At 52.4% G+C, this 13,209-nt stretch carries 11 protein-coding genes; 1 reads left to right on the top strand and 10 read right to left on the bottom strand.

Annotated features, from left to right (window positions below; all coding sequences use genetic code 11):
• Positions 1-162: 162 nt before the first annotated feature.
• The 10 genes from mdh to dnaE form a co-directional block, all read right to left on the bottom strand.
• Positions 163-1,098: a malate dehydrogenase gene (gene mdh, locus KNP77_RS03250; RefSeq protein ID WP_070326939.1), complete on the bottom strand. Its 936-nt coding sequence runs from the start codon at positions 1,096-1,098 to the stop codon at positions 163-165.
• Between the two features lie 40 nt (positions 1,099-1,138).
• Positions 1,139-2,410 (bottom strand): NADP-dependent isocitrate dehydrogenase, encoded by a 1,272-nt coding sequence (gene icd / locus KNP77_RS03245; RefSeq protein ID WP_070326938.1) that lies wholly within the window; start codon positions 2,408-2,410, stop codon positions 1,139-1,141.
• A gap of 114 nt (positions 2,411-2,524) precedes the next feature.
• Entirely contained in the window at positions 2,525-3,637 is a 1,113-nt protein-coding gene (gene citZ, locus KNP77_RS03240) for a citrate synthase (protein WP_214888458.1), read from the bottom strand.
• Between the two features lie 184 nt (positions 3,638-3,821).
• A complete protein-coding gene (locus tag KNP77_RS03235) occupies positions 3,822-4,286 on the bottom strand; it encodes a DUF441 domain-containing protein (RefSeq protein WP_016508479.1) in 465 nt (154 codons plus the stop codon).
• Between the two features lie 68 nt (positions 4,287-4,354).
• Positions 4,355-6,097, bottom strand: a complete 1,743-nt coding sequence (gene pyk, locus KNP77_RS03230) for a pyruvate kinase (RefSeq protein WP_131456070.1) — start codon at positions 6,095-6,097, stop codon at positions 4,355-4,357.
• Positions 6,098-6,192: 95 nt separating this feature from the next.
• Positions 6,193-7,161, bottom strand: a complete 969-nt coding sequence (pfkA, locus tag KNP77_RS03225; RefSeq protein WP_214888456.1) for a 6-phosphofructokinase — start codon at positions 7,159-7,161, stop codon at positions 6,193-6,195.
• Positions 7,162-7,321: 160 nt separating this feature from the next.
• Positions 7,322-8,257 (bottom strand): acetyl-CoA carboxylase carboxyl transferase subunit alpha, encoded by a 936-nt coding sequence (locus KNP77_RS03220; protein ID WP_214888453.1) that lies wholly within the window; start codon positions 8,255-8,257, stop codon positions 7,322-7,324.
• The gene (gene accD / locus KNP77_RS03215; protein ID WP_071397830.1) at positions 8,250-9,104 is read right to left on the bottom strand and encodes an acetyl-CoA carboxylase, carboxyltransferase subunit beta; all 855 of its coding nucleotides are present in this window, start codon (positions 9,102-9,104) and stop codon (positions 8,250-8,252) included. Before accD ends, KNP77_RS03220 begins: the two co-directional genes overlap by 8 nt.
• A 14-nt stretch (positions 9,105-9,118) precedes the next feature.
• On the bottom strand, positions 9,119-9,619 hold the full coding sequence (locus tag KNP77_RS03210) for a FadR/GntR family transcriptional regulator (protein WP_233589565.1): 501 nt from the start codon (positions 9,617-9,619) through the stop codon (positions 9,119-9,121).
• Positions 9,620-9,747: 128 nt separating this feature from the next.
• Positions 9,748-12,915, bottom strand: coding sequence for a DNA polymerase III subunit alpha (gene dnaE, locus KNP77_RS03205; protein ID WP_353048805.1), 3,168 nt, complete (start codon positions 12,913-12,915; stop codon positions 9,748-9,750).
• A 101-nt stretch (positions 12,916-13,016) separates the two neighbouring features.
• On the opposite strand from dnaE, the gene KNP77_RS03200 reads away from it, so the two are divergent.
• Positions 13,017-13,208 (top strand): YtzJ family protein, encoded by a 192-nt coding sequence (locus KNP77_RS03200; protein ID WP_016508471.1) that lies wholly within the window; start codon positions 13,017-13,019, stop codon positions 13,206-13,208.
• Position 13,209 lies beyond the last annotated feature (1 nt).

Below are 13,209 nucleotides of genomic sequence, written 5' to 3'. Positions count from 1 at the left end.
TTACACTACCTATTTTACAAATCAATCCCACTCGCGACCAACTTCAAAGCAATTCTTTACAAAAACAAAACAAATCCACTGTCTATCTCCAGTTTAGCACGCTTGGAAGAAAAACGAATCCAACAAAAAAAGTCTAGCCTGCGACGCAGACTAGACTTGCTTTCAAGTTAGGACGTTCAAGACGGAACGGACCGAGTCAGCCGAGCGCTTGAGCGCGGCTTGTTCTTCGTCCGTCAGGTCAAGTTCGAGCACACGCTCGATCCCGTTCGCACCGAGAACCGTCGGCACCCCAAGATAGAGGTCACGGAAGCCATACTCTCCATCAAGATACGTGATGGCCGGTAAAATGCGGCGTTGATCTTTTAAAATCGCTTCCACCATCTCGACGATGGCCGCGGCCGGCGCGTAGTACGCCGAACCGTTGCCAAGGAGTTGGACGATCTCACCGCCACCTTTACGCGTTCTCGCGACGATCGCGTCGATGCGTTCACTCGGCAACAACTTCTCGAGCGGGATGCCTCCTGCATACGAATAGCGGATGAGCGGCACCATGTCGTCGCCGTGACCGCCGAGGACGAACCCGGACACGTCTTTCACAGAGACGTTCAACTCCGAAGCGACGAACGTCCGGAACCGCGCCGTGTCGAGCACACCGGACTGGCCGATGACGCGCTCTTTCGGGAAACCCGACTCTTTGAACACCGTATACGTCATCGCATCGACCGGGTTCGTCAAGACGATCAAGATCGCGTCAGGTGAATACTTGACAATCTCTTTCGTGACCGACCGCATGACGCTAGCGTTCGTCGTGACGAGGTCGTCCCGGCTCATGCCCGGCTTGCGGGCGATACCAGCCGTGATGACGACGATGTCCGAATCAGCCGTGTCGGCGTAATCCGACGTCCCGGTGATCAATGAATCAAATCCTTGAATCGGCGCCGTTTCTTGCATATCGAGCGCTTTTCCTTTCGTCGGGTTCTCAAACTCTGGCATGTCGAGAAGGACGACGTCTCCTAACTCTTTTTGAGCCAAGTATAGTGCCGTCGTGGCCCCCGTGAATCCGCTACCGATAACAGAAATCTTGTTGCGACGAATCATTGTGCTCTCCCCCTTGGTTTAGTCCAAACTTGAGTGCTACTTACATGTTTTTGATCAGTTCATCCGCAAACTCTGAACATTTCACTTCTGTCGCGCCGTCCATGAGACGGGCAAAGTCGTATGTGACGACTTTCGATGCGATTGTATTCTCCATCGAACGAACGATGAGGTCAGCCGCTTCGTTCCAGTTCATGTGACGGAGCATCATCTCACCTGACAAGATGACAGATGACGGGTTGACTTTGTCAAGACCGGCATACTTCGGTGCCGTACCGTGTGTCGCTTCGAAGATGGCATGTCCTGTCACGTAGTTGATGTTCGCACCTGGTGCGATTCCGATTCCGCCGACTTGAGCAGCGAGCGCGTCCGAGATGTAGTCACCGTTCAAGTTCATTGTCGCGACGACGTCGAACTCACGCGGACGAGTCAAGATTTGTTGGAGGAAGATATCAGCGATTGAATCTTTCACGATGATCTTGCCTTCCGCTTCCGCTTTCGATTGCGCTTCGTTCGCAGCAGCTTCGCCTGACTCTTCTTTGATGCGGTCATACTGGGCCCAAGTGAACACTTTGTCGCCGTACTCTTCTTCTGCGAGTTCATACCCCCAGTTTTTGAAGGCGCCTTCTGTGAACTTCATGATGTTACCTTTATGGACGAGCGTGAGCGATTTACGGTTGTTCGCGATCGCGTATTCGAGAGATGCCCGAACGAGACGTTTTGTTCCTTCTGACGAGATCGGCTTGATGCCGATACCCGATGTTTCTGGGAAACGGATCTTGTTGACGTTCATCTCTTCTTTCAAGAACGTGATCAACTTCTTCACTTCGTCGCTGCCTGAAGCGTATTCGATCCCTGCATAAATATCTTCTGTGTTCTCACGGAAGATGACCATGTCTGTGTCTTCAGGACGTTTGACCGGTGACGGGACGCCAGTGAAGTAACGGACAGGACGCAAGCACGTGTACAAGTCAAGTTCTTGACGGAGCGCAACGTTGAGTGAACGGATTCCGCCGCCGACCGGTGTCGTGAGCGGTCCTTTGATGGCAATCAAATATTCACGGATCTCGTCGAGCGTCTCGTTAGGAAGCCACTCACCCGTTTGGTTGAACGCCTTCTCGCCAGCGAACACTTCTTTCCATTCGATCTTCTTCTCGCCGCCGTATGCTTTCTCGACAGCTGCATCAAAGACGCGGACTGCAGCGTTCCAGATGTCTGGGCCTGTTCCATCTCCGATGATGAATGGAATCGTTGGTACGTTTGGTACGTTGAGTGCACCGTTTTCTACTGTAATCTTTTGACCTTGTGTTGACATATGAATCCCCCTAAGTACATTTATGTAGGCCGACGCGAGCGCCGACCTACGTCATCTGTTAGTTTACCAAAGTTTATGTCTAAATTGTGACGCAATCTTCGAACGATGCGTCAATTAACGCTCGTTTACCGGTACGTATGAACGATTCGTTTCGCCTACGTACTCGGCACGCGGACGAATGAGACGGTTGTCGGCGTATTGCTCGAGGATGTGTGCGATCCAGCCTGACATCCGCGAGACCGCGAAGATCGGCGTGAACAGCTCTTCGTCAAGGCCGAGCGCATAGTACGTCGAAGCCGAGTAGAAGTCGACGTTCGGTTTGAGCCCTTTTTCAGTCTCGACGAGGTGATCGATCTTCTCAGACATCTCGTACCAATGTGGCTCATTGATTTGAGCCGTCAGTTGGCGACTCATCTCTTTCAAGTGTTTCGCACGCGGATCGCCGTCCTTATAAACACGGTGACCGAAGCCCATGATCTTCTCACGGCGTTCGAACTTGCCGCGCACGTAGTCTTCAACTTTGTCGACCGAACCGATTTCGTGAAGCATCTTCATGACCGCCTCGTTGGCGCCACCGTGAAGTGGACCTTTGAGTGCGCCCATCGCTGCCGTCACACCAGAATACATATCTGAGAGCGTCGCTACGCAGACACGGGCTGTGAACGTCGAAGCGTTCAACTCATGGTCGGCGTGAAGAATGAACGCCTTGTCGATCGTCGTCTCGGCGACTTCATTCGGCTCTTCCCCGTTCAACATATATAAGAAATTGGCTGCATACGACAAGCCTTGCTTCGGCGCAATCGGTCGCTTACCTTTCCGTAACCGCGCGAAAGCAGTCACGATCGTCGCGATTTGTGCTTGAAGACGAATCGCTTTACGCATGTTTGCCTCTTCGCTCATGTCTTCAGCCTCTTCATCGTACAACGCGAGTTGAGAGAGTGCCGTACGAATCGTGGCCATCGCGTTCGCAGACTTTGGTGCCCGCTCGAGTGTCGCGAGGACGTCTTCTGGCAACTTCGCTTCTTGAACGAGCGCTTCTGAGAGTTTCGTTAATTCATCTGCCTTCGGAAGGCGGTCGTTCCATAATAGAAAGACGACTTCTTCGAACGTGGCATGGTCTGCCAAGTCATCGATTGTGTATCCTCCATAAGTCAATTGTCCATCAATGATCGAACTGACTTTTGAGGCTGCCGCCACAATTCCTTCTAACCCTTTAGTTGTTGACATTAATAACTCCCCCTCAGTCTTTGAAAGTAGTCGACCGCATCATACAGTCTGTTTGCAGGGAATAAGGGTGGGGGTTCGATAAATCTCCCCAGCACGTATCGAGTTCGCGCCACCCTGTCCTCCGTCTAGTATAAACAATTTACTGAAAAAAAGAAATGTAAGCGTATCCAGTCGTAAAAAAATGTCAAACCCACTTCTCAATAAGGTTATATCCCCCTAAAATGAGCGCGGCAATCCCGGCACCAACGAGCGGACCGACCGGAACGCCTTTCATGAATCCGACCGCAAGAATGGTGCCGGCGAGCAAGGCCGTCGTCACGACCGGATCGACACGCATCAGTTGCACGCCCTGGGCGGCGGCGAGAGCGACGAAGATACCGGACGAAAAGGCAATGATGCCGACCGGTCCTTTAATACTATTCCACAATTCTCTAAAACCTATGTCTCCGGTCGCGATCGGGACGAGGACGGCGATCGTGATGATCGTCACACCCCAATGGATCCCTTTTGCGGCGAGCGTCGGGAACAGCTGGTCACCGAAGCCGATTGCTTTAATGATTAAGAGTACACTGCTCGCGATTATGACCGATTGATTATGGGAAATCACGCCGATCAAGACGAGTAATAGCAGAAATAAATAAGCACCCATGATTCATCCCTCTTTCTGAATGGAAAAAGAACCGACCTCATGAGAAGGTCGGTTCGATTGTCATTCGATTACGCGTTATAAATTTTTCCAGTAAGCGGGTCGATCGAGATCATCTGTCCGTCACGGAACGTAGACGTTGCAGATTCAACACCGACGATGACCGGTTTACGGAGCGATGGTCCGACGATGCCGGCATGGCTCGTCAATCCACCGTCTTCTGTGATGATGCCGGCTGCTTTTTCGATCGCTGGCATCATTTCTTTATCAGTGAACGGTGCGACGAGGATCATGCCGTCTTTTGCTTTAGCGTTCGCTTCGTCCGCGTTGTTCGCAACGACGACTTCTCCGACGAGGCCGCGCTCACCGATGCCGCGTCCGTTTGCAAGAGCGTGTCCGACGATGTGAATTTTCATCATGTTCGTCGTACCAGAAGTCGCTGCCGGAATACCTGCTGAGATGACGACGAGGTCGCCGTCTGTGACGAGTCCAGCGTGACGAGCTGCTTCAGATGCTTGAACCAACATTTCATCCGTGTTGTTCGGCATTGTAGCAGCAACAATCGGGTATACGCCCCAAACGAGGTTCAACTGACGAGCGACGCGCTCTGATTCAGTCACCGCGATAATGTTTGCTTCCGGACGATATTTCGCTGTACGGGCAGCCGTGTAACCTGATTGTGTTGGCGTCAAGATCGCTTTCGCGTTCAAGTTGATTGCCGTATGGGCAACCGCTTGTGAGATCGCATCCGTCACCGTATGCTCACTGCGTTTCTGACGATCTTTGAGCAAGTTTTTGTAGTCAAGCATACGCTCTGTACGAACAGCGATCGCTGCTTGCATTTGAACTGACTCGATTGGGTAGTCCCCTGCAGCCGTCTCACCTGAGAGCATGACCGCATCCGTACCATCGAGGATGGCGTTGGCAACGTCAGACGCTTCCGCACGTGTCGGGCGCGGGTTGCGTTGCATCGAGTCAAGCATTTGTGTCGCTGTGATGACCGGCTTACCGAGGTCGTTACACTTCTTGATCAATTCTTTTTGTACCGGTGTGACTTCTTCAGTCGGGATCTCGATACCGAGGTCACCACGCGCAACCATCAAACCGTCAGAGATAGACAAGATCTCGTCGATGTTATCGACACCTTCTTGGTTTTCGATTTTCGGGTAAATCTTGATGTGCGACGCATCGTGTTTCTCGAGAAGTTGACGAATGGCGACGACGTCAGACGCACGACGTACGAATGAAGCCGCGATCACGTCGATATCTTGCGAGATACCGAACTCGATGTCCGCGATATCTTTGTCTGTTAAGGCAGGAAGGTTAACCTTGACGTTAGGCAAGTTGACACCTTTCTTCGTCTTGATGACGCCTTCGTTTTCAATGATGCAACGAAGATCGCGGTTCGGAAGTTTTTCGACGACACGGAGACCGATGAGTCCGTCATCGAGCATGATGCTAGAACCGACTTCGACGTCATCGAACAATCCTTCGTACGTGACCGAGAAACGGTCTTTCGTTCCGACGATTTCTTCTGTTGAGACGATTGTCACTTCTTTCCCTTTTTCAAGGAGTGCCTTTCCGTCTGCGAACGTATGCGTCCGAATTTCAGGACCTTTCGTATCGAGAAGGACTGTCACGATTTTGCCTGCGACGCGTGATGCTTCACGGATGTCGCGGATACGTGCTCCGTGCTCTTCGTAGTCACCGTGTGAGAAGTTAAGGCGAGCCACGTTCATTCCAGCTTCAATCATTTCTGGGAGAAGCTTCTCTGAAGCTGGTCCGATCGTACATACAATTTTCGTTCTACGCATAAATAAAAACCTCCTAGGGGATGTATTACATTTACACACAGAAAACGGGGGGTCGATTGACCTGATCCCGTCTCTGTGGAGTTCACTGTCATTCGTTAAATCGAAAGTTGGTTCGACAGATCGATCAACTTCATGTCAAGCGTGTGCTTGTTATGGTCGAGCGCCTCGTCGATATCAAGGTCCATCATGTTACCGCCACGGATTCCAACGACCCGGCCAGCTTTGCCTTCTAACAGGATTTCAACGGCGTAAGCGCCCATCCGGCTAGCAAGCACACGGTCGGCGGCAGTTGGAGAACCGCCACGTTGGATATGTCCAAGGATCGTGACACGTGTTTCCGAGTTTGTCTGCTCAGCAATGAGTTTACCAATCTCTTCGGCACTGCCAGCTCCTTCAGCAACGACGACGATCGAGTGTTTCTTGCCGCGGGCAACACCATGGTTGATCCGCTCAACAATCGCACTCAAGTCTTCAGGACGTTCTGGGACGAGGATCGACTCCGCTCCACCGGCAAGACCGGCGTAAAGAGCGATGTCACCCGCGTCGCGACCCATCACTTCAATGACATACGTACGTTCATGTGAAGAAGCCGTGTCACGAATCTTATCGATCGCATCGAGCGCTGTGTTGAGCGCTGTGTCAAATCCGATCGTCGCGTCCGTTCCCGGGATATCGTTATCGATCGTACCAGGCAGCCCGATTGTCGGGAAACCAAGTTCCGTCAACTTCTGAGCTCCACGGTACGAACCGTCTCCGCCTACGACGACGAGCGCATCGATGTTGAATTTCTTCAACTGTTCGACCGCTTTAGCCCGGCCTTCTTCAGTTCTAAACTCTGGGCAACGGGCAGAACGTAAGAACGTTCCTCCGCGTTGAATGATATCGCCGACGGATCCGAGGTTCAATTCAACGAGATTTCCCTCAATCAAACCTTGATAACCGTTATACACGCCGTACACTTCTAGACCTTCAAAAATTGCTTTTCGGGTCACTGCACGGACTGCAGCGTTCATTCCGGGGGCGTCTCCCCCACTTGTCAATACCGCAATTCGTCTTAAATTCACGTCGCTCACCTCTTATGTGTTTTAACGAAATCTGAAATAAAAATACCATGTCTGACCTTTGTTTTACAACACAAGTATGTGAAAAAAATGCATGGGGTGCCGTCAAAAGCAGTCATTTCGTGAGTGGTTTAACGTTAACCTCAAGCGGTTGTTACCGTTTTCACGAACCAAATGTGCCAATTTGATGATATTTGGCAGCGCGCCCTTGCAGCAACTCATCGCGCGAGCGTTTCACCAACTCACTGACATGCTGTGTTAATACAGGATTCAAGAGCGAAGACTGTAGTGACACATCGATGTGGGCTCCGCCAAACACTTCCGTCACAATCTCATCGACAATCCCTAAATCGAGCAAATCTTGTGCTGTAATCTTCATCGTTTCAGCGGCCCGTTCCGCCAGCTTAGCGTCTTTCCAAAGCAGTGCTGCCGCACCTTCTGGCGAGATGACCGAGTACGTGCTGTTCTCGAGCATGAGTAGCCGGTCGCAGACACCGATGCCGAGCGCTCCACCAGAACCGCCCTCGCCGATGACGACAGAAACGATCGGGACTTTCAACGTCGCCATCTCAAACAAGTTGCGTGCGATCGCCTCGCTTTGTCCACGTTCTTCGGCCGCCTTACCCGGGTAAGCACCTTTCGTGTCAATGAACGTGATGACCGGCCGGTTGAACTTCTCGGCCTGCTTCATGAACCGTAACGCTTTGCGATACCCTTCCGGATGAGGCATGCCAAAGTTTCGCAACATGTTCTCTTTCGTATTGCGGCCGCGTTGATGGCCGATGATTGTCACCGGGACACCGTCGAGCGTGGCAATCCCCGCGACGATCGCCGCATCGTCATATCCATGTCGGTCGCCATGCAGTTCAATAAAATCCGGGAACAGCTGATCGATATAGTCGAGCGTCGTCGGCCGTTTCGGGTTCCGTGCCAATTGCACGCGATCCCACGGTTTCATATTCCCATAATTGTCTTTTTCTAATCGGTGGAGCTTCGTCTCGAGATGGCGGATCTCCCGGGATAGGTCGATCCCTTTCGTTTCCGCCATCTCGCGCAACTTCACGAGTTGTTCGTTCAATTCTTTCGTTGAGTCAAACATGATGTGCCCCCCCGTCATGTAAATCGATGATGTTCTTCAAGAACGAACGCATCTGTTCACGATGAACGACGGCATCGAGTTGACCAGCCTCTAGCAAGAACTCAGCAGTTTGGAAGTTGTCTGGTAATTTTTCACGAATCGTCTGTTCAATGATCCGCCGTCCGGCGAAGCCGATCAACGCACCCGGTTCGGCGACGTTCAAGTCACCGAGCATGGCAAAACTAGCCGAGACGCCACCTGTCGTCGGATGGGTCAAGTAGGCGATATACAGCAATCCGGCCTCGTCATGTTGCTTGAGCGCGATGGACGTATTCGCCATCTGCATGAGGCTGACCATCCCTTCTTGCATGCGCGCACCGCCTGAAGCGGTGAACAACACGACAGGTAATCGTTCCGCAGTCGCAGTCCGGACGGCTGAAGCGATCGCTTCCCCGACGTAAGCTCCCATTGATCCCATCCGGAAGCGCGCGTCCATGACACAGATGACGGCGTGACGGCCAGAGATCATTCCGCGGCCGCAGACAATCGCCTCTTCAATCCCAGTTCGTTCCCTGTCTTTTTTTAATTTTTCTTCATAATCTGGAAAATCGAGCGGATTTTCTTTCACGCGCGGTCCAGCAAATTTCACGAATGAGTTCTCATCAGTGAGCAATCGAATCCGCTCATCTGCACTGAGCGGGAAATGGTAGCCACAATCGCACACTTTATGGTGTTCGTTCAATTGTTTCGTGTAATGCATATATTTACAGGATGGACATTTCGTCATCAATCCTTGTGGTGCGTCAATTTTCGGTTCTCGTTGACGCAACGGCATGTATCGTTTTGGTTTCTTGAAAAAAGCAGTCATCGCTTCCCCCTCGTTCATTCCGGCATCCTCACCTTGCGCCACATCTCCAATAATTGTGTTCGTTCTTCGATCGTATACAGTTCACCTGCGTCCGTCCCGTCATAAAATCGGTTCACTTCACTCCAAATTCGAATGAAGAGCTCGTTGTCTAGGCCTAGAATCAGCTGTTGACGGAACTCGCGATCATTCGCTAAGTTCGCTTCGAGCAGCTTGACCCGCTCCGGTGTCGGCTCGACTTCAGAGAACGCAAGGCGCTCAAGCAACCGCAACATGTCGACGATGTCGGACGCTTTCGTCTGTTTCGTGACGATAAACTCAGACAAGATCTCGATGTAGCGGTGCCGATCTTGCTCGCACAAAAACGTCCCGCCCCCGTGACGCGTCTCCACGATCCCAAGAAAGCTGAGGGCCCGAAGCGCCTCTCGGACCGAAGCGCGGCTGATTGAAAGCGTCTCGGCCAGTTCACGTTCGGATGGAAGACGGTCGCCCGGCGCGAGCGATGCCTGAACGATCAACGATCTAATTTTAGAAATGTTTTCGTGAAATGAGGATGCGTATTTTCCATGCATCTGACCGTTCAACTCCTTTTCGGATGGCATTCTCTTTAAAGTGGTCAGACCAATCAAACAGATTATACCACTTTTTATGACTTGGTACTAGTTCCCGCGCCGGACGTTTTTGAATCGACCCGCTTTAAGACGACGTCCGCTTCCCCGAACCGGCTCTTCAAAGCGGTCATGAAGGATTCCGTTGGATTGACCGAGTAAGCAGACGCCAATTGCTTCACCTCTTTTGAGTCGGAGAAGCGACAAATCACCGGGACGTCCCCACTTGCTGTATGAAGGAGTTCTTCGAGCTCGGCGAACGATTCACGGCGAAGCCGGACGAACAACGCTTGACCATTTAACGGCCGCACCCGCTCCACGACGAGTTGAATCCGCCCGTCCCGCTCGTTTGGATGAACCTCGAGCAACAGGACGTTCCCGACATAGAGCGAGCGGGCGTAGTTTGCGAACACGCGTGGGAAGATGACGACCTCATCTTGCGAGACCCCGTCATCGACCATGGCGACACCCATCTCCTCGTTTTTCTTCGTCTTGAACGTCCGGATCGCATCGACGTAGACGACGATGAATCCTCTGTCGCCGCGCAACACTTCCTCGATTGTGGACGTGTCCACTTGAAGGGGTGCCACCGTCGTCAAAGGTGAGTGGACGATCCACGTCCCGAGCGCCTCGCGTTCTTCTTCCGACCAATTCGGTTCCGGCGCCTCGGTCCGTTTCAAGCCGAGGGCCGACAGTTCATCCGGGAGCAGATGTGTCCCCGCCTCTTCCCGCAAGCGTTCCACAGCCCGGAAAGCCCGGCTCCGATCGCCGTGGTACATGCGGTCTAACGCCCCGGAACCGAGCAGACGGCGCAATTTCAACTGATCTTTCGTTCCCCAGTCCATCAGTTCCACGAGTTGTTTCACATCGGTGAACTGATCGTGATGCTCAATCAATCGTTCCACGTCCCGCTTCGTCAATCCTTGAATCGCCTTGAGGCCGAGACGGACTCCAGGACCTTCTAGAGACGCTCCCGCTTTCCCGTGCAAGACGTCAGGAGGATAGACGGGGATTTTCCCTTTCCTTAGCATACGCACGAGTTGATTCGTCTTATCGTACGTCACGAGATAAAAAATGCGTTCAAAGTGTGCTTTCACATACGCCAATCGATAACTGATCAAACTATAGGCGACGGCGTGCGACCGGTTGAACCCGTAGCCTGCGAATTTTTCAATCCACGAGAACACTTGTCGCATCGAATCCGTGTCGTACTCCGCCGTCTTCTCCAAAAAACGGGTTTTCTCGACCTCGATGGCGGCCATATCCTTTTTAGCGATGGCTCGACGAATCAAATCGGCCTCGGCGTATGAATATCCGGCGAGTTCGCGCAATAACTTCATGACTTGTTCTTGGTAGACGAGCACGCCTTTAGTCGTCTCCATCACTTCGCCAACGATCGGATGGACCGGCTTGTACGGCATCCCGTGCTTGCGTTTGGCATACGTCTCGATGAACTGCATCGGTCCAGGGCGATAAAGCGACATCGTGACGACGATATCTTCAAACTCGGTCGGCTTCACTTGCCGCAGCGCCTGCTTCATCCCGTCCGACTCAAACTGAAAGACGCCGTCTGTATCGCCTCGTGCGAGAACACGTAACGTCCGATTGTCATCGAGCGGGATCGATTTCAGCGAGAATAGTGAATCGGTGTCACGAATCAACATCTCCATCTCGCGCAATCGTGTCAAGTTCCGGAGACCGAGCAAATCGATTTTTAGCAGTCCTAGCGCCTCGAGATCCTTCATATTATATTGTGTCACTTGGCCCCCGTCCGTCGGTTGCAGCGGCGTTACCGTGTCAAGCGGATCTCGGCTCAAGACGATCCCAGCCGCATGGATCGATGCTTGTCTCGGCAACCCTTCCAATTGAGACGCGATCGTCAACAGGTGCGACCGTTTTTGACTTCCAGCAAACCACTTCGTTTTAGTCGGATTGTTCGTAATGCCCGCAATCCCGTCGTCCTTGACTTGTTTACTGGCAGCCTGGCCTTCTTCAAGCGTCATCCCGAGAGCGCGGGCCACGTCACGCAGCGCCGCCTTCGCACCGAACGTCGCTAACGTACCGATTTGAGCGGCGTGATGCAGCCCATACTTGTCAAGCACGTACTGGACGACCTCGTCTCTCCGTTCGTCTTCGAAGTCTAAATCAATATCTGGCATACTGATCCGTTCCGGGTTCAAGAAACGTTCAAACAGCAAATCGAAGCGAACAGGATCGACTTCTGTAATATGAAGCGCGAAACTGACGAGCGACCCGGCCGCTGAACCACGACCTGGACCGACTTCGATGCCCTGCTCCCTGGCGAAGCGAACGATGTCCTCGACAATCAAAAAGTATGAGGCGAACCCCGTACCGGCGATGACGTCAAGCTCGTACCGGGCCCGATCGATATACGTCTCGGTGAGCAAATCAAGTGCTTTCAATCGCTCCGCGACGAGACGTTTGAGTCGATCGACGGCATCAGGCAGTTCCGGGATCGCGGCAGTCGCGGCCGGAATCTGCGTTACCGACGCAAGTTGTTCGAATCGCGCGAGTTCCTCGAGCTCCAAGGGTTCGAACCAGTCGTTCATCTCGCTCGGCAGCCGCACATACTTGCCTTTTTGATGAACGTCCTCTTGGGAGATGACCTCGCCTTCCCCGATTGCGACGATGGCACGATACGCTTCAAAATCTTCTGGTCGCATATAGCATGTCTCTGGCGTCGGCACTAAACGAACACCGAGTTCTTCGCGCATCCCCCGAAGCTGTTTGACGATGAGCGTCTGTTCGGTCGTCTGCGGAGCAGGCAACCCGAGCCATAACCGTTCTTCTGCCACAAAGCCGAGTATACGGTTAAACAAACGACGTCGGTGGACCGGGTCACTCGTTTTCCAATTCTCAGGTAAGATGACGACCGATAAATCCGTCGGTTCGGTCAATCCGCCTGCCTCGACGATGCGATACAGCTTTGGAATATCTAGGTCGGTCATCGCATACACGAGCACGGCCAACTCGAGCCCATCGACATGAAGGCTCGTCCGTAGACCGATGACCGGCTTGACAGCATAGCGTTCGCATAGTCTCACAAATTGAGGAACGCCATAAAACGCGTCATCTGCGACCGCGACCGACTTACTCCCCCGCTCCGCCATCGAGGCGACATATTGCTCTAAGCGAATCGTGCTATGCATCAAGCTAAACGCTGATCTTACATTTAAATGGAGCACAAGCGCCCCCCTCTCTTTTTTCTTAATTGTCAAACTCATCTCGATGCTTCTCTGATACAATAATTATAGACAAAACGAATGATAAAAGGGGGTAAAAGCGTATGATTATTAATCGGGGTAAAATCGCGCGCGACAAGTTAGAACTTTTACAGAACGGACAGACCGTATTTGCCGACAGTCCTGAAATTATCGAACGGCTGCGCAAATACATTACCGAGTACCAACTTGACGTCGTCGAAGACGTCACCGATCGCGGCACGTGGTTCATTCCACAAGACGACGATACAAAATGAA

Source organism: Exiguobacterium sp. s142, from assembly GCF_018618455.1.
Lineage (GTDB): Bacteria > Bacillota > Bacilli > Exiguobacteriales > Exiguobacteriaceae > Exiguobacterium > Exiguobacterium aurantiacum_A.
Note: the sequence above shows the minus strand (reverse complement) of the source record. Positions and strands in the feature narration are given on the sequence as shown.